Raw genomic sequence first — 22,916 nt, forward strand, 5'->3', positions numbered from 1 at the left:
TGAAAAAGTATTCCTGGACGAGTTGGATAAACGTGGTTTTACCATGTTAAATGACGTGGTTTGGGGTACCGTCAATTTACTCATTTATCAACAGGACTTGTTTCATCTATCAACAGCCGCAATAGTTAATACGGTTGCGGTTTCTTTGGTGTTTAATGTTGCGCTAGTAGTAACCCATTGGGCATTTGACGCAATAAAGCACCATAACCGGATCCAGGAATTAAAGACACAAAAAGAAAATCTGCCCCCTGATTCGCAAAAATTAGCAATCATTAATCGACAAATGGATATGTTACAGGACGAATGGGAAGCCCAATCAGCCTATTATGCCTTTAACTTCACCGCTGCTTGCTGTCAGGCCATTGGCTTTGGCGTGATTTTCTTGTTGTTTGGTGGTCTTTCCCTGACTTACGTTTTCAGTATGATGTTAGGTTCCGCTTTATATGCCACTGCCAATGAATTCAAAAGTTGTGCGCAAGCAAACCTGGCCATGCAACGGGAGTTATCAAACGGTAAACATCCAAATGATCCAACACATCAGGAACTACTCGAAGAATTAACCGTAGAATATCAGCACGCAAATACCAATTTCTGGAAAAATTTAGTCTACAATACGGCAGGACCGACTTTTGTCGTCACGGTAGCTGCAATATCCTGGCCCGCTGCTTTGCTAATTACAGCCGCATACATGACGTATCAATCAACGCATGCCAACAAACCAAGTCTTGCTGAAGCCAAAGAGGAAAAGCCTGGCATTTATCGTCTATTTACTCACCAGCCCAAGACCGACAATCATGATAGATTGACAGATGGAGTCTCTTTAAATGGGTATGGCACTTGTTAGAATCCCACTTTCGTAAGCGCTCGAAAGAGAGAACATGCCGATCAATCATGACAATTAATAAGGTTATTTGAACTGAAAAAATTGTATTACATTCCTTTGCTTATTTGTCTTTGTTTTCACGCATTGCTTCCAGAATATCAAGAAAGGGTTTGGTATCCGATCCAAGGCGGCCATCCCTGAGAATGTCTAATTCACGCGCAGTAATGGGTCCTTTGTTAAGGCCTTCTAATTTATCGATTATTTTTTTGCTGTACAAATCTTATCTTCGGCATTAAATTTTGATTTCCACCACATGATTGTATATTTGAGTTTTGCCAAAGGATGCGGATTAGTATTGTTTTCATCATAGGACACTTCTTCATTTTCATTTGAAACAACTTGAGCCTCTCTGGCTCTTGCTTTGATGTAGCATTGCAAAGCGTATTTGAGCTTTTCCTCGGGAGCCGAAGACATGGAAGGTTTAGCATATGTAGTTGCAATTGCTTCGGCACAGATTTGTTTAAAAGTTTCCTCTTGATTCAGGTTTTCTTCAATATTCTCTGCGTCTCCTGTGCTCACTGCATTCTGTGCACGAGCAGATGGTAAATCAATGACTGGGCTTTTTCCCTCGCTTTTGAATTGCCTTAATTCGTCTATTTCCTCCTGATTAAGCGCTCCTTCTGGATTGTATATGGCTAATTCTCTAAGAGGGTGATACTCGGGAGAGTATGGATAATAAGTGTTCTTCCCGCGAGATTGAGCAACATCATGTAATTTTTCAGGATCCTTATTTAATTCGAAAACAACGTCCAAGGTGGGATCACATATGACCCTATCATCACGCCCCCCAAACTGACTACAATATGTCTACTACCATTGACCCCAAGGACAGTAAGATTCATTTCCGCAAGTTGTTCAGAATAATTTCTTTGGATATAGTGAAAGGCCAGTGTGGCAAATTCGCCACAATTGCCTATTTTTTTCTCTAAAACACAGAGTTCTAGTGCCTGCCTTCTCATTGACTGACCGTGTTCAGAGTATTCGTCGACACCTTTATACTTACAAAAATCTTTCCATAACTTATCAGCTTGAGCGCGCATATCGGCTACTTTTTGCCCAAGGTTTCCCTTAGCGATATCTTGCAACGTATAAATAATGGCACTTTCTTTATAGCCTGCTGTTTTGCGTTGTTCATAAAGATCTGGATATCTTTTTTGCAGTGCATCCCTTCTTATTGGAGCGAAATCTCCACCCAATAAAGCGACATTTTTCTTATAAAACTTAACCTGAGGTGTTGTCTCACTTTGTTTTATGTGTTCCCTAGCCTATACGCTTGCTTCTCGCGCTATTTTCAGAAGGTCAGAGTTCTTCATAGAAAAATATGGAAATTAATTAATCACCATATACGATATATATACTATTTGCTGGATATTATACAATTGTTTAAAAATAATTCTTTTCCTTGATGTAACAGCCAGGTCGAGCCAAATCCCAATCTACGCTTACTGCAGCCAAACAGGAGGAACCTGGCATTTATCGTCTATTGACTCATCTGCCGAAGGTCGAAGAGCATGATCATTTGACACATGGAATCCCTTTACAAAGGTACGGTGCTTGTTAGAATCCAATTTTCGAGGCGCTCGAAGGGATAAGACATGCCGATCAATTATGATGAACTACGCTGCTATAAAGAAATAGAACTTAATGAGCAGGGTAACCTGCAATTTTTTCTAAATAAACATAGCACTAAAGAAGGAACCTGGGGACTTTTGCACCTGAGAGAAGGGGAAATCGATTTTATTTTTCTTAATGGCGCAGAAGACGAGTTAGCACGGCATCGAGTAAATCAGGATGCACCGCAATTACTGATTCCACCGGCTTCCTGGCATAAAGTCATTCCACTCAGCAAATATTGGCGTGCCTCACTCCAATTTTATTGCAAACCAGAACGATATTTCTCTAAAAAATATGGTCTGCTGCAGATCCATAGCGACTTATTGCAGGTGTACCAGACTTATCTACATAAACAAGAAGCAATGACCGTATTGGATGTAGGATGCGGTTCCGGAAGAAATCCTCTCTTCCTGGCATCATTAGGGCATTCAGTGACCGGTGTAGACATCAATGCAACCTCCCTTCAACAAGTGACTGAGATAGCTCACAAAGAAGAGCTGACAACTATTCAAACGGTTATCCATGATTTAAATTTGCCATTAAACCTGAGTCACCACGCCTACGATTTTGTCTACTCAACGATGACGCTGCCATTTTTAAATGCGCAGCGCATCCCAATGTTGTTAAATGAACTCCAACAAATAACCACTGCACAAGGATTTAATTTCCTGATTTTTCCAATCAAAGCAGAGCCATATGCCTATCCGTCATTCTTTACTTTTTGGCAGAAAGAAACGAACTGTATCATTTTTACCAGGACTGTGGTTGGTCAATTCTTGAATATAAAGAAACCGTGGGACAGCTTCATAAATTGGATGAGCATGGTAAACCACTCCAGGGATTATTTGGTTCCTTATTTGCGCAAAAACTGAGATAAAGAAGTTATTGAGCAAAGAGGGCCAAAGCAATGCTTCGGCTGTCTCCATAAACTCAGGGATTTTCAGGTATTGACCCTGAGTAAAAAATAAATTTTCTCTGAAACACTTAGCCAGTCGTCATCCTACTCAAGCTATGTGCTCTTGCTAGTTTTGGAAAAAATGGCCGCAATTTAATTAAGAAATCATAGGCCATTAATAATGCACCCAGCGCAAATACTACATCCCCGGGAAGGCGTAACCATTGCCATAACAAAGTGGTATTGTAAAATTCAAGACTTCTGGCATGGGCAAGCCCATTTTCATAAACATCCATCAATTGGGCCCAACCAACAGGGAAGAAATTTAAAAAACCCATAAAACCAAACCAGCATTATAAAGCCAGAATGCCCATATCCCTAAACGGTCACTCCAAATCATTTGATTACCTGCTGCATAACGAAGGCAAAAATAAATTAAACCCAGCGCAAGTAGACCAAAAGCTCCAAATAATGCAGTGTGGGCATGATTAAGGCTAAGAAAAGTACCGTGTTCATAAAAATTGACTAAAGGAGCATTAAGTGTCCCGCCCCCGAAAACCCCTGCCCCAACAAAATTCCAAAAAGCCGCGCCCAGGATATAAAGATAAGCCAAATTATAGGCAAAATTACCTTGTTTTTAATGAGTTGACGATGTTCAATTGCATCAATAATTAAAAGGACGAGAGGCAATACTTCAATAAACGAGAACATGGTTCCCAGCGGTATCCATATATCAGGTGTACCAGTCCAATACCAATGGTGTCCTGTACCAATAACTCCACCAAGAAAAATCAGGATTGACTCAAAAAATACAATACGCTCGGCTAATCGTCTGGAGACTAACCCCGTACCCATTAAAAGATAGGCCGTTGCGCAGGCGGTGAAAAATTCAAAGGATTGTTCTACCCAAAGATGTACAACCCACCAACGCCAAAAATCAGTGATGGTGAAGGACTTTTCAATGCCCGTTAAAGGAATCATACCAAAACAATACAACACAGCGATATTAATTGTGCTTGCCCAAAAAAGATGTTCCAAGCGAATTTGTCCCGTCCAGAACTCCACAGTGGCTGTTTTTAGTTGTTCCCATACCGGCCACATGCCTCTAAACACAATAAAACTCCAGAGGAATAGCCCTACACAAAAACCGATTTGCCATAGTCTACCGAGTTGAATATAAGATAAGCCCTGATTCCCTAACCAAAACCAGACAGGATTCACGTACCCCATAATACCAAGATAGTTCCCAACAATAGCTCCACCAACCACCAATAAAGTAACCCAAAACAACAAATCAACTAAAAATCCTTGTCCTTTGGCTTCTTTTCCACTAATGATTGGAGCAAGAAATATGGCAGCACTAATCCAGGAAAGCCCAATCCATATAATGGGTGTTTGAGTATGGACATCGCGTAGGAAATTAAATGGTAAAAATGTATTAATAGTAATGCCATAGAAACTATCGCGCTCAGTATAATAGTGCGCCATGATCGCACCGACCATGATTTGGATTAATAGAAAAACTGCGGCAATAACAAAATATTGGCCCATTTTTCTCTGACTGTCCGTAAGTGGTTTAAATCCTAAAAGGATAGGGGTCATGACGCCAGTATCTAATTCGCTTAAATAACGATGGTAGATATAAAGTACGGCACCAAAACCAAAGAATACAAAACAAAAGGAAATCCAGGTCCAGTAAAAGGTTGCAGACGTAGGAGCATTGCCTACTGTAGGTTCATGCGGCCAGTTATTCGTGTAGGAATAATTTTTACCAGGCCGATGAGCAATGGTTGTCAGCGAAGAATAAATTAAAAAACTCGCTGTTTGCAACGCACTTTGCTTGTCCAGACTATAAGCACGCGTATAACCCGTTTCAAAATCATGATTAAGAAGTGCTTCAGATATTTCCACTTGTAATTGCCTGACGGCTTTTACAACAGGGGGTAATAAAATAGCTGTCCCTTGATCGAGCCTTATCTGATGTAAGCTCTGTTGCATCCTGTTACGAGTAACATATTGCTCTCCCTCTGATAAATTGCCAACGGTTTTCTCAAAATCAGTTTGGGCAATGTCTTCTTCAATTAATCTTCCAAGTTGCACAAGGTACTTCGCTGTGAAATCCTCGCCGAAATACGAGCCCATACCATATAGACTACCATAATCCATTAGATCAGCACGCTGGAAACCAGCTTTGCCCGCAACGATATCTTCGGCAGTCATAATGACCTCACCGGATTCGCTAATAAATTTTTTCGGTAATGGCGGGGCTAGTTCATAAGTTTTGACAGTACCCCATATGAGGATCGTAAAACAGACGATTGCAGTGATCAGAAGAATCCATTTTAAAACCGCGGCGACTTTATCAGTTTCTATGTTTTCTCTTATTTCCGATGAATAAATATGACTCATTACGCGTTCCCTGCGATTTGATAGTGATTTGATTTAAATGATTCCAAGGGAAACAAGTATATAGAATTTAAACGCGTTGAGAAGCTGGAGTCATTCTTCCGTTTTGAAAGAATGCTCAACCCAGCGAAGTTCTTTTTTCATTTGTTGGTCTTAGCGCTTGGGTTGGATTTATTCAACACTTACACACACTGAATCAGCGTCCAATAAAATCTCTCTCCCTATCGGCACAACACATTTTCTTATCCCATGACCGTAAGGAAAATCTTTGATGCAAGGAACAGATAAGCGGCCAATCCACTCATGAATGACTTGAGTTATAGAACCATCAGCGGGCGTGGACTCAGAAAAGCAATTCTCAAATTGACCGAAAATAACACCTGAAACTTGATTAAAGATTCCAGCCAGGTCTATATGCGATAACATTCTATCGACATTATAAGGCTCAATATTGACGTCCTCGAGTAACAGAATTGTCTTCTTAAAATTGGGTTGATAAGGTGTGCCAATTAAAGAGGTTAGTAATGATAAATTTCCACCGACTAAAATTCCTCGCACAATGCCGGGGTTTCCAACTTCACCTTCGTTAATTTGAAACGCTTCATCGGTTAAACAAGCCAATAACGTTTTTTCCAAAAGTGGGGTCGTCTTTGTTGTTAAGGTGTAGCCTGAGTAAGAAACAAGATTGGATTGTTTAAAAAGACCTAATTGCAGGGCTGTTGTATCACTAAAACCAACTAATTTTTTGGGATTTTTGCTGATTATTGAATAGTCCAGTAAGGGTAAAATACGCTGTGAGCCTTGGCCGCCACGGGCTACAAAAATGGCCTGGACAGAAGAGTCGGCAAAAAAATTCATCACATCTTGTGCACGCTTTTCATCGCTACCAGCAAGAAATCTATCGCGCTCATAAAGATGAGCGCCTAATTTTAGGTTAAAACCTAATTGCTGCAAGAAACCAATACCTTTTTCAATATCTTCTTGTTGTAAAGGACTCGACGGTGCAACAATGCCTATCGTATCTCCTTCCCGTAAAGGCTTTAATAAAATGCCACGCATAGTATATCTCCTTACAGGCTTTTCAATTTCCAATTGTTCTTCATACAATAGTACTATTAGTTCTCCTTTAAATGAAAACAGACCGAATAAAAGAAAACCACCATAAGCTGCTTATTGCAAACACATTTAAAGTAAACTGATTTGAAGAGCAGCAGGATGAGTACTAATATGACATAAAGGATTCAGGGAGAGTATCATGATTAAAGCCAAAGGATATGCTGCAAAATCACCGACTAGTTTGCTTGAACCATTTGCTTTTGAACGCCGAACCCCGAACTCTCAAGATGTGCATATTGCCATTTTATATTGTGGTATTTGCCATTCTGATCTGCATACAGCACGCAATGAGTGGTAAAGTACTGTTTATCCGGTCGTACCTGGCCATGAAATTGTTGGCAAAGTGATCAAGGTTGGGGACAAGGTAACAACATTTAAAGAAGGTGAAATCGTTGCAGTTGGATGCCTTGTCGGCTCATGCCAGAAGTGCGCTAGCTGTCAAGATGGACTAGAACAATATTGTGAGACGGGGCAAATATTCACTTACAATAGCCCTGAGAAAGAAACAGGTGGTATGACCTATGGCGGTTATTCCGACAGCATCGTCGTCAATCAAGATTTTGTTTTAAAAGTACCTGGTTCATTAGATGTTAAAGCAGTTGCCCCCTTACTTTGTGCCGGAATTACCACTTATTCTCCGATGCGTCACTGGAAAGTTAAAAAGGGGGATAAAGTTGGCGTGATTGGATTAGGTGGTTTGGGGCATATGGCTATTAAAATTGCCCATGCATTGGGCGCAGAAGTCACGATGGTAACAACATCGCCAGATAAAGAAAAAGATGCCAGACGCTTAGGTGCATCCAAGGTTTTAATTTCTACTGATGCAGAAATGATGGATAAATTTGCAAACTATTTTGATTTTATGATCAATACCATTCCGAGAACACATGATGTTAATCCTTATCTGAATTTACTAAAACGAGATGGAACGATGGTTATTGTTGGTGCAGTGGAACTACTTAAATCGCCATTAGATACGCGTCCATTAGTCTTCAAGCGCAAGTGTGTAGCAGGCTCACTGATTGGTGGAATCAAAGAAACGCAGGAAATGTTGGATTTTTGTGCTAAACATAAGGTATTACCTGATATCGAAATGATCCCGATTCAGAAAATTAACGAAGCGTATGAGCGTATGTTAAAAAGTGATGTGAAATATCGTTTTGTTATTGATATGGCCTCATTAAAAGAATAAAAAATTCATTCTAAGGGAAAACCCTAAACAGGCTTTGCCATGTCACACCACGTAAATAGGCTTGCGGAGGTAGGGTATGATAAGACTGACTTGTATGCTGTTGTTTATGTTTATACTGACTAATGGGATGGCTTATACGCCTCAATTTAATAAATCAGAACAACTTAAAAAACTTAATCCTTTGCAGTATGAAGTGACCCAACATGAAGGAACAGAAAAAGCCTTTGATAATGCTTATTGGGATAATAAAGCGGAAGGGATCTATGTTGATGTTATTTCAGGGGAACCCTTATTTAGTTCCAAAGATAAATATGATTCAGGAACTGGATGGCCTAGTTTTACGAAACCAATCGATGAGTCGTATCTGGTTTTGCATACGGATAGGAGTTATTTTTCATTGTACGCACAGAAGTTCGTTCCAAATACGCAAACTCTCACTTAGGCCATGTATTTAAAGATGGGCCCAAACCAACAGGGCTACGATACTGTATGAACTCAGCTGCACTGACATTTATTCCGAAGGATAAAATGGAACAAGCGGGTTATGGAGAATATCTTTATCTTTTTAAAGATTGACGAATCAGTGGACAAAAATAAAAGCAATCATGTATTAATATATCGCTATGCCGTTATTCTCAAAAGGAATCACTTGTTTTTTACGCGAACTGTAAAACAGCCGTGCACCATTGCTCCTATTCAGGCGCTCTAAAAAACACCCAACGCATTAATAATTATACAAAAAGAGCTACTTTAGCTCATAATGTTTTTCATTCAATCTTTTAGTGCTATTTGTTTATACATGGTGAATCTACAAAATCTAATTTGTTAATATTTTGTTAAGAATTACTCTCTATAGTAACGCAACCCTAAAAGCTGTAATTATAAAAAAGAGGCTGTTAATGAGTAGAGATAAAAGAGAAATTCCTGTAACCCCTGCGAAAAATCCTGTAGCGGCATACTGGGCTAAACGTTTGGGTCTAACTCCCCCAGAATTGCACCAAAAGACTTGGGATGCTGCAAATTTCGCTACCGTGGCAGCCATAACAAGCGGTGGTATTGTATCGGTACAAAGTCCATTAAGATCGCTCATTGCAAGCCTGAGCCTGCATGGGACGTTTTTACCGCCGAGTGCTGCCAATGTTGGTTTTTTATCATTTATGCAGACGCTATATAGAGGAACCGCGATGTCTTTAAAAGGTTCTGTAGCAAGAACCGTTTATGTGACCGGCGTTAAAAACAATAAGCCTGTTGAGGTGGTCAGTGAAGAATATTCTTCTTCTTTACTTAGAGAAGAAGAATTAATGCAGGAAAGAGGAGTGAAGAAACTCTCGAAAGAGAAGTTAGGATTTGTTGCGTCTGCATCTTTTGGTGATATGCTCGTAAACCAGGTTCCAGGGTCTTACTCTACCTTGCAAAAAATACCTGGTTTGATGCCTAAGGATTTTAAATGGTACACACCAAATAACTTTTACCATTTGATGAAAGGAGGATTTGTACCGGGGTATATGGGTGGATTAGTTAATTTCGCCGCTCTTTGCGTCTTAGAGGGACATGTTGCAAACGCCTTACCCATCAAGAATAAAAAAGCCAAGCATTTTTTTGCTGGTGCTTTGAGCGGATCAGCCGCTGCCTTTTTCTCATATCCTTTCGCTGTCGCTTGCGATTATACAATAGTTCGAGCAACCATTACCGATGGTCAATTAACAAGTAGAACTACACTGAGCGTAGTCAAAGAACTTTTTGACAGCTTTAAAAGCAATCCAAAGCAAGCAGCGCAAACATTTTTTGGAAATGCGGCCAAACAGTTACCTATAAGAATGGCACTCACTGCAATGATTTATTCTATTATATCAGGGGTTGGTGAAACATTAGGGACTGAGCCATTAAAAAGGGTTGTTCCTTTGGAATATCAACCTGGAGGAAATCCGCAAGGATTTTTTGGCAAATTTTCTGAGCAAAGGCTTATTTGTGAAGAGGTATCTTCTGCAGAAGATACTCACTCTTCTACACAAACTACACCTACCCAAGTTACACCAAAGGGCCCTAACTAGTTACGGGCTCAGTAGGAAGACCATTTTTATTTTATAAAAATGGTTTCTTCCTACGTGATTTATTGTATAATGGACAATTTTAAATCAATCAAATTAATTTAGGGATAGAATTATGCTACGCTTTTTCCAAAAAGTTGCTACTAACACCGGATCTGTTTTGGCTACTACGGTCATTGCACACGGAACCTACCGCCTAGGTTCATCTATCTTTTCCACTGTATCTCCGACGCCCTCAGAAAATCCACCAAAGCCCGCTGGAGAGTTAAGGGTTATAAATGATAATTCAACCGATAGAGTAGTCACTTCAGGATCGAATGGGCCTCGATAATAGTTCTATCTTCTAGATAATTATCTATTAGGCTAGGCTACAATGACTGAATTAAAGCTTCAGATGATTTGATATATAATTTGTCAATAATTCGTGTAATTAGAGAAGCTGGGCCAGGGGCATCGCAGGAAGTAGGGCCAACACAATGGGCATAAAACTCCACTGCATGTTTAGCAGCGATGTACTGGTCTTTTTCTACTGAGTGAAAAACGCCAATAATGGCGGAAAGCAAACTGCCTATACCAGCTACTCGTTGCAGTAGATTCGAGTCAAAATTAAAGGAGTCTATTCGATTCTTATCAGCCACAATATGTCTTTTTCCACTGACAACAACGGTTAGCTTGTATTTTTCAGATAATAATTTAGCTTTCTCGGTCATTACAGTGAGATTTGTAGCGTTATGATTTTGCAGCCCTACTTGCCCACTCAATAACCCGTCAATTTCACTGGGATAAGCTCGAATAATGGAAATAGCATGGTTACTAATAATCCGGATGGCTGTATCCGTTCTATATTGCGTGGCTCCTGCTCCGACTGGATCTAAAATAATAGGGATTTTGAATTTATTCGCTGTCTTACAGATTTGGTTGCAAAGTTTGATAAAATTATCATCCAGCTTTCCCATATTAATCACAACCGCTTTAGATAAGTTCAACAACTCTTCTACTTCTTGCCTCGCATTATTCATGATAGGTAATGCGCCTATGCTTCGTACTCCATTAGCTACGAGGTCGACCGGGAAATAGTCCGTCATGTTTAATATGAAAGGTCTTTGTTCTCTAATTTTAATTAGAATTTCCTTGATCTTCGGCGTCATAAAATTCCTTTTTAAACCCTGTGGTAATAAACATCATAACCGGTGTTTTTTAATATAAAACTATAGATCCTGTCGTTTCTGCGAGTTATCTTTTTTATTACTACCCAAGGTCAGTTTTACAAATAGCAACTATCCTAATAGAAAGTATGGACTAAAACCAATTCAAAATTAAGGAACCTTATTATGATTTGGCTCTATCTGGTTGTAGGTGGCCTAACTGTTTTAGTCGTCGGTGGATTGCAATATTATTTGCACAATAGACCAAAAAACAAGCTATTGATAACTCTCTTTGCAGTGGCTCTTGTGCTCTTGATAATGAAATTGTATGGTATACCTTACTACCAGGCTTGGACATTTGAGAGTGATTTAAGGAAAGAGTCCCCTTTTTTGATTTACTTGCCCAAAAATCACCACAAGAATTTAAAGAGTATATAGATAAAACGAAGAAAGACATTGTTCATAATGACTCACAAAATGTTATTGCCTACACCAGTGAATTAGTTAGCTCGCAAATGACAAAATATGGTGCACAAGCAACCAATGAAGCCATTTATAAACAGGTAAAAGCCACTATAGATTATTACAATAAACTTGATACGATGAATCCTGTATTAGTGTTATTTATGGAGTATCCTAATATTTTTGCAGATAAGCTTGATGCCAATCAAATAGAGTTAGTTGCTGAGGACCCTGAGAATCCTATACCTGCTGCCAATCAGAACATTATAAAAAGCGCGTTGGAAACACCCCAACCTCCGTTGTCTAAAACCGATATTACTCACGCGCAAACGATACTCAATAAAATCATTGAACTATTATCAACGAAGTATAGTGAGAAAGAAGTAGAAATGACTTTTCAATATCCTGATGATCCTTCATTAGATAAAAAGACGGCAGCAGAAATCATAATAACATTTTACCAATTGCTGGCAGAAAGAGGAGAAAAGGATACTGGGTTGGTTATTAGATATATCTCGAGTTCAAATCAGTAAGAGATTTTCAATGACTACAGACTGAAAATATAGAACAAGGAGTGTTAATGTTTCAATGGATAAAAAATTGGTGGCATGAGTATCTGATGAAGCATTCAGGGATCACTGAGACTGAGTGGCAGCAGGCTTTCCTTGGATTATCCTTACTCCATCGCTTAACTGAGGAAGAGAGAACGAAGTTAAAAAATTAGCCACTTTATTTCTTCATTATAAATCCTTAGAAGCTGCTGGTGATCTTGAAATCACCTCCGCTATGCGTGTAGTAATTGCACTGCAGGCCTGTCTACCAATCCTGAATCTTGGATTAGATTGGTATGATGGGTGGGTCTCCGTAATTATCTATCCTGGCGCCTATCGTAAGCAGAGTGTTGAAGTGGACGAATGCGGTATAGTGCATCAGGATATGGCCCATCTCAGCGGTGAATCCTGGCAACGCGGTCCTGTCATTTTGTCCTGGCAGGATACCTTAAATCACAGTGAAAAATGGTGTCTCTAATGTGGTGATTCATGAGTTTGCACATAAATTAGACATGCTTAATGGGAGAGCCAATGGGTTGCCACCACTCCATAAGTGGATGTCCGTAAAACAATGGGCAACAGTTTTCAATCACGCATACGCCGATTTTGAAAAGCAGTTGCAACAGGATAAACCGATTCCCATTAATTCCTATGCATCAGCTTCCCCGGCCGAATTTTTTGCTGTTTTTAGTGAGATTTTCTTCGAGAGGCCTATGATTATTAGGCAATATTATCCTGATGTTTATGATTTATTGGTAAGGTTTTACCGCCAGAATCCATTGAGTCCCCCAGAGAAATAAGGGCAGCCGTGTGATTGGAGGATAGACCAGGTTGCCCTAATGGATAACACTAATCAGCATCGCGTGGTTTAAGATCTGTTTTTAAAGGATTAAAGGTGCTTGATTGTTTTTGTGTAGCGGCGTTGGTCATTGCGGGAGCACTATTTTTCTCTCGTTGATCCACTACCGCACCAAACTGGTTTATCTCAGCAATTCATTGACCTTGCTTGGTACTGCCTGGCGTGCCTCTTCTTGCAGCTGGCTTTTTATATTGGCAGCACTACCTGCATAGAGCTTAATTGATAACGCTTATCCTATTAAGGATAGCCCGGTTTTAAGAGGTGATTTTAATTGCAAAGGAAACCATTGAGATTGAGTAAAAGAACACACTGCAAACTGGCCTTACGCCTAAAAAGCCTTTTGTGCTTATTAAATTCTCAGGTTAAATCGTTTGATTCAGACTACTCCACGCCTATTCTTATTTCAGAAGTGATCCTATACTAAGCAGAGTAATTGAGGTGTTAAACCGTGAAAAAATAGACAAGGAACCTCTATGTTACATAACCCACTTGATAACCGCTCCCTTTATAATTGGTACGATTTTACGATGAGGGCCATTCAGCCTTATTCGGATTACTGCCATACCCTATCAAAACGTTTTCAACGGATAGCAGATACCCTGAGTCTACCAATGACTATTCCCTTTCTCTCTGAATTACAAAATGAACTATTAAAAAATATTACTCAAGCAGGAATTCAAAATTATAGAGAGTTGGCTGGCCATCTGTATGTATACCATATGATCACCAATATTTATGAAAAACCGGAATTTGGTATAAAAGATGTTAAGTTAGGGGATGATTATTGTGATGTTTATGAGGAAACCATCGATCAAAAAAGCTTTTGCAATTTAATTCGCTTTAAAAAAGAGAGATCTTGCGTGAAAAACCCTTCCCTAAATTGCTAGTTGTTGCGCCTATGTCAGGCCATTACGCAACCTTGTTAAGGGATACAGTGAGAGGACTACTACCTTTCTATGACGTTTACATCACCGATTGGAAAAATGCCCGTGATGTTCCGTTAAAAGAGGGAGGGTTTGATTTAGACGAGTTTATTGATTATATCATGTCCTATTTTAAACTCCTGGGACCTGATCTTAATGTTATGGCTGTTTGCCAACCTACAGTTCCGGTATTGGCTGCGATCGCATTAATGTCAACCGAAAATGATCCCAAATTACCGCAAACTACTATCTTGTTAGGCGGGCCTATCGATACTAGTCAATCACCCACTGCGGTTAACGAACTTGTTGCTTCTAGAGATGATGATTGGTTTCATCAAAATGTTATTTCAATGGTTCCAAATCGTTTTCCTGGCGCAATGAGACTTGTTTATCCGGGATTCATGCAATTGTCTGGTTTTATGAGCATGAATTTACCACGCCACATGGAATCACTTAAAAATGCGATTAATAGCTATGCCGTTAATCATCGGGATAAGGCATTGAAAATTATCCAATTTTATCTTGAATATTTTTCCACAATGGATTTAACTGCTGAGTTTTACATGCAAACCATCCATACCGTCTTTCAAGAGCAATTACTGGTAAAAGGACGCTATAAATCAAAAGGAAAAGACATTCGATTACAAGACATAAGAAATACTTCACTTTTAATCATTGAAGGTGAGCGGGATGATATTACAGGCCTTGGGCAAACAAAATCGGTCATTGAGTTATGCAAAAATCTTCCTGATAGCATGAAAAAATATTATCTGGCGGAAGGCGTAGGTCATTACGGATTATTTAATGGCAGTAAATTTCGCAAAATGATCGTTCCTGAAATCAATAAATTTATTGGAATATAAAAAGTACCTCTACCTCGTTCAGGCGTTGAAAATAAAGGCGTTGCTAATACTCCCAACGCCTATTTTTTCCGCTCCAATTTAGTTGAAAGAGGATTGGGTATCTGGAAGGGACTGGAAAACACAACATCATTTTGATTTTCTTCCTCTTCGTCTTTCTCTTTTTCGTTCTCAGGATCATCATCCATATTTAGGAGATTTAGTGGTACTATGGGAACAGGTTTGGGCTTGGGGGTTGATTCAACGCCCAACCCCTTCAGCATTTTAGAGTCCGAAAGCTCTGTTTGCATATCCTCTTCAAAAGTATCTTCCTCAGAAATATCTTCCTTTTCAAAGGTTTTCTTTTGGTCTTCTTTTTTCGGGTCATCTGCGCGCAAAAGTATTAACTCAATAGTGAGCATAAAAAGTTTTCATCATATGTATAATCCAATCAAAAGGTTTCTTTTCATCGATGTCTTTTGATTTCTCGAATTCATGATCCCGTTCGCCTTCAATTCTCTTCCTTTCTTGTTCCAACTCATTGTCTTTTTGACTCGCTTTGTCTTTTTCACCAGCCATGATTCATCTCGCTATCAATTCAGTCTATTAGGCCTATTATACAATCTTTATGGTCATAATTTGGCCACTTTCAATGTAAAATATTAGCAAAGACTCCTTACTATTTATTATAGCGCATAGATGTTTCGCTATGGTCTGCTTATAAAAATAAACAAATAAATTCAATAGGTTATAAAATATTTAACGAAAATAAATAGGATTGTTGTGTATTACAGGTTATTTATATCAGCCTACTGGAAAGAATATAATGAGTCCCTGAGAGTAATTTGAGTCGAGAAGCGATGACAGCAGATAAACAGTGCTATTGGGTTTACATTTTATTATGCAGCAACAATACCTATTACACCGGCTATACCACGGATCTCGATAAACGCTATCAATCACACGTTAATGGAACGGGAAGATGTAAATATACACGTAGTTTTAAACCAATTTGTATTGCCCAATCCTGGAAAATTAATGGCAGTAAGGCTCAGGCCTTGAAAGTAGAGCGGTATATCAAAAAATTATCTCGCTGTGAAAAGCAGAAAATTATTGCAGAACCATTGGATTTTTTAACCAAGGTCATGAGTGAGTCTGGCGATCAATGAGCGATGACCAGGTTCCCGCTTTCGCGGGAACGACAAATAAAACCGGAGGGAAGAATTATCCTCGCCCTTCATTAATACCAGCGGGAAGTCCAGTTATATTGCCTGGACAAAAGGTAATAATATAGCTGGTAGAATTCGGCTCCCCGGCGACATTGATATTGTTAGTGCAACCGAAACCACTCGTTTTATCGTCAAAAGGATAAACATAGGCTGAGGGGCAAGCCTGCTTCATCCATTGAATCATTGGTTGCACATACGAATTCCATTGCACATTTGTTTGTGGCTGTGAAGCACCAACTTGGGTACAGCTTTGAGTATTGGAGTTTGCAGCGATAGCGACATTATTTGTTTGGGCTGGATTCCACCAGTCAGCACAGCCACAACATTGTGCAATGTCGTTAGCCGAATAACCTGGATAGGCGTTATAACAGGTATTATATCTGGGGCCGGTATAACTGGCAGGAACAGCACATAACATCAAATTAGATAGCACTGCTCCTGATGGATAAAACGGCGTAGACGATGTGGGAAGTGCTTGATTGCATTTAAAGTAGCTTTGCACTGCGGCCGGGGGATTAGCACCACAGACTTGATCCGCAGACCAGTATCCAAGGAAATTACCACATACCTGGTTAAAACTACTGTCGAGCCCACAGAATGTATTCGCTGGACAGCCCTGATTACCTGCAGTAATAGAGCAAGGCGTCCCTCCGTTTGTAACCCAATAAAACCCATTACCCGGCGCTTGATCAATAACAGGAACTACGGCGTTATCCCAATTACAGGCACCAAATCCATTGGTTGCTACGTTATTACCAGGCGTTCCGCAATTGTAATTATCAGGAGTAGCCGGAATAACCGTTGCTCCAGATTGGTAATAAACCGGTTGCATGGAAATTGGGATGTGGAAACCATTAATCACTTCCACATCATAACTATCTGCACTAGTAAGATTCATAGTGATTTCAGCTTGGGTTGCAGGTTGCGTAAAACCGACCCCCGGTGCACAAGCTGTACTACCACCGTTATTACCGCAAGATGCTTGTTGGCAGGACGAGGTCCCATTGCATAGCGTACTTGCGGAGATATTGCCACTCCATTGAATACTGGGATCAGTTCCAGGATTCACATTGATGGTCACATTATTTGTGCCGCCGTTAGCAGTTAATAAATAAGCCTGGGGAGCAACAACAATATTGGGTGAGGGATTATTCCAATAGCATTTGTGGGTAGAGGTATTACAGCTGGTACCTGCAGGACAAGCCTGTGTTGGGCAATTAGGCGTACTGGTCAAGCTGCTGCCGTTAAGTGAAAACCACACATCGAAATTACAGTTATTGACTACGCTAACGGTCCTGCTTGTTGGTAATGCTGCAACAACGGAACCAGAAGTAATTGCTGTAGCAGCAGGCTGAGGAACACCACTAACAGAATAAGGAACCTGTGCTGTTAACACATAAGTATCGGGTGGATCATTCGCTACAGGTGCCGTAAAAGTCACCGTTAAAAGACAAGCTGCATTGGTCAAGGTTTGGGGTGTCAGGCAACTGCCAGCAACAGCAGACAGGGTTGCTGAACAATCGTTTCCTCCCTGATCGCAACCAATAGTTGCACCCCCAGTAATATCGACAGAACCTGTCGCTGTAAATAAGAATTGAATTTGATGTACGCTGTTTTGCACAATCAATGGCGGTAAAGAGAACTCCGTCACTACGGTACCAACTAAAGGGGCTGCTGGATTGACTACTTGGGTTAATGTACTGATTTGGACGGGGCTATCGGGTGGACCGCTATAAGAAAGTGTTGCCGTTACTTCTTGAATAGAAGGCGTAGTAGAGGTCACCGTATAGGTCCCTTCTACGTAACAGACTCCTCCGTTGGCTGAAAGCGTACCGGTACAAGTGGACGTATGATTTGGTATCCCCTGTGTTTGTGAGACATTGACTGATAGATTAGTTGCATCAATAGTGCTCTGGTTGGTGAAGGTAAATTTATAACTAGCAGTTGAACCATTGGTTAATTGGGATGGTAAAGAGTCGGTCACTGACCCTGTGACAGCACTTAACGATTGGCCCGTTGCGATTGTAATGAGTTCTGGTAAAGGAACTTGATCTCTACTATAGCCTGCAATCGTCAATTTCAATGATTTTTGACCAATCACTAGTGGGTTTAATGCGATAGTAACTGTACAGGATGCTCCTGCAGCTAATAAACGCCCAGTGCATAGATCATTAACAGTAAATTCCACTGCAGAACTTGCCAAATGCTCGATAATTAATGGCCTTACTAACGAAAAAGGTAGTTGGTTAGTGAATGTATAAACAATGGTATAAGTTTGACCAACCGAGGTTTGTGCAGGAAAACCATTTGAAGCCCGCCAGGCGATAGGATCTTTCCCCGCATAAGTCAAAAAAGTAAATAAGAATAGAAAAAACTTGTTATGATACGAACAGAGCGGTTCATGATGATCCTTTCTTATTATTCTGATGGAGTTTGCGCTCCATCACACTTAAAAATTACACTCGTTGAAAAGGAGTGCAGTTCTCATCCCGAATCGATTTGCAGATCCGTGCCTGCATACAGGGATGGTTTTAACCATGAAACAGGTAGGTCATTCCAAATATCGCTGCGTTGCTGGTTAGCGTTCGAGACGACAACGTTGCACTACTCCATTCCTGAAGGCCTGGTCCTGAACTGAATTTACCTAAATCCGTGTATTCGTATCCTACAGAAAGCAACCATTGTGGTTTGACAGCCCAATCTAATCCAGCTCCTAACTGGTAAGCAAAAGTAGTACGGTTGTGATTAGAAAAACCGGGGTTAATACGTGGCGTTACATTGGGTAATACACTTTCACTGTATTCACTCATATGATTAATACTGACTCCAATACCAGCCTGAACAAATGGCATGACATGATGGATTTCCAGAACATTAATTTTTGATGATGCTAAAATTAAGTCTGATGATAGGTTCCATTGATAATTATAATTGGTGAATTCGGGCAAGCTGTACTGCATAATTTGCCCCTTAATTTTTCTGCTAAAGAAATGAGAATAATGTATTCCAACCGATACAGCTGGAACAATAAAATGGGTAAAGCGATAACCGCCGCCAACACCTAGCACTGCAGAAGACTCTGAGTCCATCGTATAGGTATCTTTATCATAAGGGCTAGAGAAACCACTACCATTACCTACTGTTAATTGATCATCGACATGTGTTCTTTGCGCACCAATTTTTTGCTGCCAAATACCAACTATTGCTTACGTCCGGAGACGATGTGAACCAGGTTGTTTTAGCATGGTCTACTGTTTTAGGTGGCGCAAGTCTTGAGGGGTTTACCTGCATTTTATTAATTTTTTGATGAGGAACAACCTGTTTCTGCATGCGGCATTGCTTTAAATTTCCTGAAAATTTTGCTCCCATTTGATGAAGTTCTTGCGCATTGAGAGGCCCTATGCGAACGGCAAACATAGCCGATACCGGTGTGATGACGACAGGAAATTGAGTTTTATTTTTAATCGCTTTGGCTATATTTTTGGCGTTACTTTTGTTAGAAAATGCGCCTAATTGCAAGAAATAAATTTTTTTATGCGTATTTCCCGCAAACAGCCTTGCATTTTGTGCCCCATAAATAACCTGCGATGACCAGGCATTAATAGAGCAACAACCAAGCAAGGTTAAAAATAGAGGTAGGGTCCATTGCCCCAAGTGAGTCCTTAGCAAAATTAAATCCGTTTAATACTTCAAAAGATCAAAAGATTACAATAGTTTTCACACCAGATGCAAGGTCATTTTCGATTCGTTGATTGGGAAATATTCCCGGCTAATCCGCCCGACTTTGAAACCCCAATTTCCGCTGCCAGACATTGATCTAAACATGATAATAAATGCAGCAACTATATTGAGCCAGGAACTCAAGGCAGTTGCTACAGGGCTGTTGTTTGTTGAAATCATTTTCTTCGTCATGCCGAGCGTAGTGAGAAATCTCTAAGTATTAGGAGCTTTCTATTCGAGATGGTGCGGAGAATATTGCCTCCATTTGCCGCAACATAGTAGGAAGCACGGGTTTTATATAGATTTGGTTAGCTCCCAAAGCCTGACATTGTTGCCCTAGAAGTTCATCAACATGGCTTGAAATAACAATGATAGCGCTATCCTTATTTAAAGGATTAGAGCGAATAAGTGGCAAGAGCTCTTCGCCTGGTCTATCTGGTAATCCTAAATCAAGCAGGATGCAATCAAAGAATTGCATTGTCAGCGCATCCAACGCTTGCTGCGCAGTCTCTGTCAACGTTAATTGATATTCTTCACTCAACAATGAAAGATACATTTGTTGGCAGATAAAATTATCTTCCACGATTAAAAGTTGGGCCATGATTTATTCCTTTTTATAGTTTTGTCGGTTGGGCGCTTCGTCCAGCAGGGAACCACCGGTTTTCCACCGGCCTTAATCAGGCGGCGCGATTTCTCCATAACGCATCCCCTTGGCAATCGCCTCTGCTATGTTTTTACAATCAAATTTCAGAAAAATATTATTACGATGCCATACAACCTGCCGTTCCGACACATCAAAAAAGGTAGCAATCTCTTTAATACTTTTCCCCAGCGAGGATAAATACAAACACTGCTGTTCCCGTGTGGTTAAGCGCCCATCGATACAAATCGGCCGCGGCACCCACGCCTGTGATAACAAAATCTGTACGGCAGTAAGTTGTTTATTGGTCGGATTAGGATTCCCTAAATAGTTTAAGTAATCCCGCGCAAAAGCTTTAAAAAACTGTTTTTGCTTCGCGCTGTGGTAATTAATAAAGTCTTGTTTGTTAATCCTGTTACTGTCCATGCACTTTCTCCAACGTAGGTTAGGCGCCTCGCCCAACAGCTACCTTTTAAAAAGAACACGAGCAAGAGACGTGACTGTTCCTACCCGTGCAGTGAGTATTGGAAACATTAGTGTTCGTTTAGCGATTTACTTGCGCAAATAGCCAACAAACCCTAAGGGTCACGTCGAAAAAATGGGGGTTTTACGCCGTTTCCTGCGGAAGAAACGTTGAAAAAAGATGAGCAAATCGAATACCATGACGTTAGCCATAATTGTCTCCGAGAAGATGATTGTGGTTAGCTGGTAGCGGGGGACTGCAATCCCTCCTATCAGCGCTTTTAGTGCATTTAAAATTACAAACGCGTTTTAATCTTATTTTATTCCGCAGTGAGTTGCAACTGGAAAATTGGGGTGTTTCTAATAAGGGCGAACAACTTACAGCTCAGCTTTTTAAAACGACTAGTTAAAATCAATCGATATTACGAATGAGAAAATTAGAATGGACACAACAGAAAAAATAGACCTAGACTTAAAAGCAATTAAAACATCCTTCCATCAACATGAAAAACGATTCAATGAATTACGTGGCGAGTTAATGAGTTGTGCTAGAAAATTAAAATTTTCATGGTTATCGCGGGGCATAAGGAGGTAAATTCTGAATTATATGGTGAAGCTTTCTGGGGGTGGCTGCAGATGGAAACAATATGCCCAGAAATAATGTTATCCTGCTACAAACTTGCAGAAGGCTTTTCTGAATATATTTCAGATTTCTTAAAATTAATCTTACCCGAACCTTTAGCCTACGTGCTTAAAAGAAACAGCCAATTAAAAAATGGACTCAATGCACTAAACAGTGCAACAAATGAATTCAAGCTTTTCCGAAACAAACGTGCTGCTCATATTGAATGTACAGCAATCGAGCCTATAACTTTTAATATAAAAATACTGTATGATAATTTAGGATTTATCGACTCTTCCTTAAACTATATTGCTCATTTTTTATTGAACCCTCATCTAATAGCAGAGGAACGCTGGGATGCTTATAAAATAGGTGTGTCAGAAGATTTAGATAGCTTCGAAGCGTATTTTGCTCACGACTATGCAACTAGAGCTTGTGTGAATATTTTAAACCATTTACATGAGAATCAAAAAGGCCATCTTGCTAGGACAGAATGAGCAAATGAAGACAGAGCAGGCCTTGAATCTTTATGAACTCTTGAGACCTATTTATCATTTCTTCATTAATTCTCTTAGTGGCTCACGTGAGGTTTTTGCAACAGCATAAATGGGTCAGGACTAAGGTTAGCAGATATAGGAGTATTGAGAGGCATCTCTAATTCAAGCGAATTTTTAATTCTTCACATGTGCGCTTTATACACAATGTAGGTACACGGGGGTCTTCGTTTAGGTAATTAATAATATTGTTAGCATTTTGATGTAGAAAGCTTAGTAGTTCTTTATTGCGCAGTAAAATGTTGTAATCTCTTAAATATCTTGATAATCCCCAGACGCCGAGCCTATCACTGGCTCCCTTTTCAAACAAATCAAGCTGCTGGAGGTCATACAAACCATATTGTAAAAGCGAAGGCCAACTGCTTGCCATCTCTGATATATTGTCATCTCCGTGATACGACTCTGCTAAGAGAGACAGCTTGGCTATCGCGTCCTGTAACTCGTACCCAATTGTATGGCATAACAGTCTAAGCGCAGCATCAATTTCAATATCGCATGCGTTAGCAATTTCTTCATAAGAATCCCCTTTCATCCAGCCAATAATAGCTCTTTTGAGAGTTTCTTTGTCAAAAGGAATCTTAATAAGAGATACATCTATAAGTTTAAATAAAACCTCATCAATCCATAAGGGATCCAGAGAGGTTTTCAACGATTGCCACTCAGGTCTTTGAAGAAGACCGAGTTCATTAACATTTTTCCAGAGTCGCGGTGATGAACCACTCCGTTTAAGGATAGTCCAATCCTCTCTAGGTACTA

Annotated in this window: 23 protein-coding genes and 6 pseudogenes; 15 read left to right on the forward strand and 14 right to left on the reverse strand. The window is 40.0% G+C overall.

All coding sequences use genetic code 11. The features are described from left to right. Positions 1–844, forward strand: a pseudogene (locus BN58_RS31465) (hypothetical protein); the annotation flags it as partial. 100 nt (positions 845–944) lie between these two features. Here the strand turns inward: BN58_RS31465 and BN58_RS30450 are convergent. The 3 genes from BN58_RS30450 to BN58_RS02575 are packed head-to-tail and all read right to left on the reverse strand — an operon-like array spanning position 945 to position 2,079. Continuing rightward, the gene (locus BN58_RS30450; RefSeq protein ID WP_019215513.1) at positions 945–1,100 is read right to left on the reverse strand and encodes a hypothetical protein; all 156 of its coding nucleotides are present in this window, start codon (positions 1,098–1,100) and stop codon (positions 945–947) included. Next, the gene (locus BN58_RS02570) at positions 1,082–1,636 is read right to left on the reverse strand and encodes a hypothetical protein (RefSeq protein WP_019215514.1); all 555 of its coding nucleotides are present in this window, start codon (positions 1,634–1,636) and stop codon (positions 1,082–1,084) included. Before BN58_RS02570 ends, BN58_RS30450 begins: the two co-directional genes overlap by 19 nt. After that, on the reverse strand, positions 1,615–2,079 hold the full coding sequence (locus BN58_RS02575; RefSeq protein WP_019215515.1) for a hypothetical protein: 465 nt from the start codon (positions 2,077–2,079) through the stop codon (positions 1,615–1,617). Before BN58_RS02575 ends, BN58_RS02570 begins: the two co-directional genes overlap by 22 nt. Before the next feature lie 399 nt (positions 2,080–2,478). Here BN58_RS02575 and tehB point away from each other — a divergent pair. Next, a pseudogene (tehB, locus tag BN58_RS21455) lies at positions 2,479–3,374 on the forward strand (SAM-dependent methyltransferase TehB). 107 nt (positions 3,375–3,481) lie between these two features. Here tehB and BN58_RS21460 read toward each other — a convergent pair. Next, positions 3,482–5,801: pseudogene (locus BN58_RS21460) on the reverse strand (nitric-oxide reductase large subunit). A gap of 168 nt (positions 5,802–5,969) precedes the next feature. Continuing rightward, positions 5,970–6,857 (reverse strand): S66 peptidase family protein, encoded by an 888-nt coding sequence (locus tag BN58_RS02590; RefSeq protein ID WP_026069199.1) that lies wholly within the window; start codon positions 6,855–6,857, stop codon positions 5,970–5,972. 196 nt (positions 6,858–7,053) lie between these two features. Between BN58_RS02590 and BN58_RS37430 the strand changes: the two genes are divergently transcribed. The 5 genes and pseudogenes from BN58_RS37430 to BN58_RS21470 all read left to right on the forward strand — a co-directional run bounded on the left by BN58_RS37430 (position 7,054) and on the right by BN58_RS21470 (position 10,157). Continuing rightward, entirely contained in the window at positions 7,054–7,212 is a 159-nt protein-coding gene (locus tag BN58_RS37430) for an alcohol dehydrogenase catalytic domain-containing protein (RefSeq protein WP_019215517.1), read from the forward strand. Positions 7,213–7,233: 21 nt separating this feature from the next. Next, a pseudogene (locus BN58_RS37435) lies at positions 7,234–7,479 on the forward strand (alcohol dehydrogenase catalytic domain-containing protein); the annotation flags it as partial. Beyond that, positions 7,456–8,106, forward strand: a complete 651-nt coding sequence (locus tag BN58_RS37440) for a zinc-binding dehydrogenase (RefSeq protein WP_408605449.1) — start codon at positions 7,456–7,458, stop codon at positions 8,104–8,106. The pseudogene BN58_RS37435 and the gene BN58_RS37440, both read left to right, overlap by 24 nt. Before the next feature lie 76 nt (positions 8,107–8,182). Continuing rightward, positions 8,183–8,682: pseudogene (msrB, locus tag BN58_RS21465) on the forward strand (peptide-methionine (R)-S-oxide reductase MsrB). Positions 8,683–9,005: 323 nt separating this feature from the next. Further along, positions 9,006–10,157 (forward strand): hypothetical protein, encoded by a 1,152-nt coding sequence (locus BN58_RS21470; RefSeq protein ID WP_019215519.1) that lies wholly within the window; start codon positions 9,006–9,008, stop codon positions 10,155–10,157. Between the two features lie 365 nt (positions 10,158–10,522). Here the strand turns inward: BN58_RS21470 and BN58_RS02615 are convergent, their stop codons facing one another. Further along, entirely contained in the window at positions 10,523–11,302 is a 780-nt protein-coding gene (locus tag BN58_RS02615) for a hydroxyethylthiazole kinase (protein ID WP_019215520.1), read from the reverse strand. 512 nt (positions 11,303–11,814) lie between these two features. On the opposite strand from BN58_RS02615, the gene BN58_RS02625 reads away from it, so the two are divergent. From BN58_RS02625 to phaZ, 6 genes and pseudogenes are all read left to right on the forward strand, one after another. Beyond that, positions 11,815–12,294, forward strand: coding sequence for a hypothetical protein (locus BN58_RS02625; protein WP_019215522.1), 480 nt, complete (start codon positions 11,815–11,817; stop codon positions 12,292–12,294). Positions 12,295–12,341: 47 nt separating this feature from the next. Further along, positions 12,342–12,485, forward strand: a complete 144-nt coding sequence (locus BN58_RS32490; protein WP_019215523.1) for a hypothetical protein — start codon at positions 12,342–12,344, stop codon at positions 12,483–12,485. Positions 12,486–12,526: 41 nt separating this feature from the next. Beyond that, a pseudogene (locus BN58_RS35700) lies at positions 12,527–12,790 on the forward strand (zinc-dependent peptidase); the annotation flags it as partial. Next, positions 12,771–13,112 carry a M90 family metallopeptidase gene (locus BN58_RS35705; RefSeq protein ID WP_019215525.1) on the forward strand — a complete coding sequence of 114 codons (342 nt, stop codon included), beginning with the start codon at positions 12,771–12,773 and terminating at the stop codon, positions 13,110–13,112. The pseudogene BN58_RS35700 and the gene BN58_RS35705, both read left to right, overlap by 20 nt. Positions 13,113–13,644: 532 nt before the next feature. Then, a complete protein-coding gene (locus BN58_RS32495; RefSeq protein ID WP_019215527.1) occupies positions 13,645–14,058 on the forward strand; it encodes a hypothetical protein in 414 nt (137 codons plus the stop codon). Further along, positions 14,028–14,957 (forward strand): polyhydroxyalkanoate depolymerase, encoded by a 930-nt coding sequence (phaZ, locus tag BN58_RS21480; protein WP_019215528.1) that lies wholly within the window; start codon positions 14,028–14,030, stop codon positions 14,955–14,957. Before BN58_RS32495 ends, phaZ begins: the two co-directional genes overlap by 31 nt. A 59-nt stretch (positions 14,958–15,016) precedes the next feature. On the opposite strand, the gene BN58_RS02645 is transcribed toward phaZ, so the two are convergent. Both BN58_RS02645 and BN58_RS30455 read right to left on the reverse strand, forming a co-directional pair. Further along, positions 15,017–15,355, reverse strand: a complete 339-nt coding sequence (locus BN58_RS02645) for a hypothetical protein (protein WP_019215529.1) — start codon at positions 15,353–15,355, stop codon at positions 15,017–15,019. Continuing rightward, positions 15,342–15,512, reverse strand: a complete 171-nt coding sequence (locus tag BN58_RS30455) for a hypothetical protein (RefSeq protein WP_019215530.1) — start codon at positions 15,510–15,512, stop codon at positions 15,342–15,344. Before BN58_RS30455 ends, BN58_RS02645 begins: the two co-directional genes overlap by 14 nt. Positions 15,513–15,793: 281 nt before the next feature. Between BN58_RS30455 and BN58_RS02655 the strand changes: the two genes are divergently transcribed. Then, positions 15,794–16,102: a GIY-YIG nuclease family protein gene (locus BN58_RS02655; protein WP_026069200.1), complete on the forward strand. Its 309-nt coding sequence runs from the start codon at positions 15,794–15,796 to the stop codon at positions 16,100–16,102. Between the two features lie 55 nt (positions 16,103–16,157). Here BN58_RS02655 and legT read toward each other — a convergent pair whose 3' ends face one another. From legT to BN58_RS02680, 5 genes are all read right to left on the reverse strand, one after another. Beyond that, complete coding sequence (legT, locus tag BN58_RS02660) at positions 16,158–18,512, reverse strand: Dot/Icm T4SS effector LegT (protein WP_019215532.1); 2,355 nt, start codon at positions 18,510–18,512, stop codon at positions 16,158–16,160. Positions 18,513–18,693: 181 nt separating this feature from the next. Further along, complete coding sequence (locus BN58_RS32500; RefSeq protein WP_019215533.1) at positions 18,694–19,251, reverse strand: outer membrane protein; 558 nt, start codon at positions 19,249–19,251, stop codon at positions 18,694–18,696. A 61-nt stretch (positions 19,252–19,312) separates the two neighbouring features. After that, positions 19,313–19,831, reverse strand: a complete 519-nt coding sequence (locus BN58_RS32505) for an SPOR domain-containing protein (RefSeq protein WP_232220279.1) — start codon at positions 19,829–19,831, stop codon at positions 19,313–19,315. A 271-nt stretch (positions 19,832–20,102) separates the two neighbouring features. Beyond that, entirely contained in the window at positions 20,103–20,483 is a 381-nt protein-coding gene (locus BN58_RS02675; protein ID WP_019215535.1) for a response regulator, read from the reverse strand. Positions 20,484–20,555: 72 nt separating this feature from the next. Further along, positions 20,556–20,948: a helix-turn-helix transcriptional regulator gene (locus BN58_RS02680; RefSeq protein ID WP_019215536.1), complete on the reverse strand. Its 393-nt coding sequence runs from the start codon at positions 20,946–20,948 to the stop codon at positions 20,556–20,558. A gap of 603 nt (positions 20,949–21,551) precedes the next feature. Between BN58_RS02680 and BN58_RS02690 the strand changes: the two genes are divergently transcribed. Further along, entirely contained in the window at positions 21,552–22,103 is a 552-nt protein-coding gene (locus BN58_RS02690) for a hypothetical protein (RefSeq protein ID WP_019215538.1), read from the forward strand. A 157-nt stretch (positions 22,104–22,260) separates the two neighbouring features. Here the strand turns inward: BN58_RS02690 and BN58_RS31470 are convergent. Continuing rightward, on the reverse strand, positions 22,261–22,916 hold a 656-nt coding region (locus BN58_RS31470; protein ID WP_026069201.1), incomplete at its 5' end, for a hypothetical protein.

Origin of the sequence: Legionella tunisiensis, from assembly GCF_000308315.1 — a bacterium.
GTDB lineage: Bacteria > Pseudomonadota > Gammaproteobacteria > Legionellales > Legionellaceae > Tatlockia > Tatlockia tunisiensis.

Coding starts and splice junctions, on each gene's coding strand:
- BN58_RS21470 (WP_019215519.1), top strand. CDS start 9,006: ATGAGTAGAGATAAAAGAGAAATTCCTGTAACCCCTGCGAAAAATCCT.
- BN58_RS02590 (WP_026069199.1), bottom strand. CDS start 6,857: ATGCGTGGCATTTTATTAAAGCCTTTACGGGAAGGAGATACGATAGGC.
- BN58_RS32500 (WP_019215533.1), bottom strand. CDS start 19,251: ATGGACTCAGAGTCTTCTGCAGTGCTAGGTGTTGGCGGCGGTTATCGC.
- BN58_RS02645 (WP_019215529.1), bottom strand. CDS start 15,355: ATGCTCACTATTGAGTTAATACTTTTGCGCGCAGATGACCCGAAAAAA.
- BN58_RS02655 (WP_026069200.1), top strand. CDS start 15,794: ATGACAGCAGATAAACAGTGCTATTGGGTTTACATTTTATTATGCAGC.
- BN58_RS30455 (WP_019215530.1), bottom strand. CDS start 15,512: ATGGCTGGTGAAAAAGACAAAGCGAGTCAAAAAGACAATGAGTTGGAA.
- BN58_RS32495 (WP_019215527.1), top strand. CDS start 13,645: ATGTTACATAACCCACTTGATAACCGCTCCCTTTATAATTGGTACGAT.
- BN58_RS02675 (WP_019215535.1), bottom strand. CDS start 20,483: ATGGCCCAACTTTTAATCGTGGAAGATAATTTTATCTGCCAACAAATG.
- BN58_RS02615 (WP_019215520.1), bottom strand. CDS start 11,302: ATGACGCCGAAGATCAAGGAAATTCTAATTAAAATTAGAGAACAAAGA.
- BN58_RS32490 (WP_019215523.1), top strand. CDS start 12,342: ATGTTTCAATGGATAAAAAATTGGTGGCATGAGTATCTGATGAAGCAT.
- BN58_RS02690 (WP_019215538.1), top strand. CDS start 21,552: ATGGTTATCGCGGGGCATAAGGAGGTAAATTCTGAATTATATGGTGAA.
- BN58_RS37430 (WP_019215517.1), top strand. CDS start 7,054: ATGATTAAAGCCAAAGGATATGCTGCAAAATCACCGACTAGTTTGCTT.
- BN58_RS02680 (WP_019215536.1), bottom strand. CDS start 20,948: ATGGACAGTAACAGGATTAACAAACAAGACTTTATTAATTACCACAGC.
- BN58_RS02625 (WP_019215522.1), top strand. CDS start 11,815: ATGACAAAATATGGTGCACAAGCAACCAATGAAGCCATTTATAAACAG.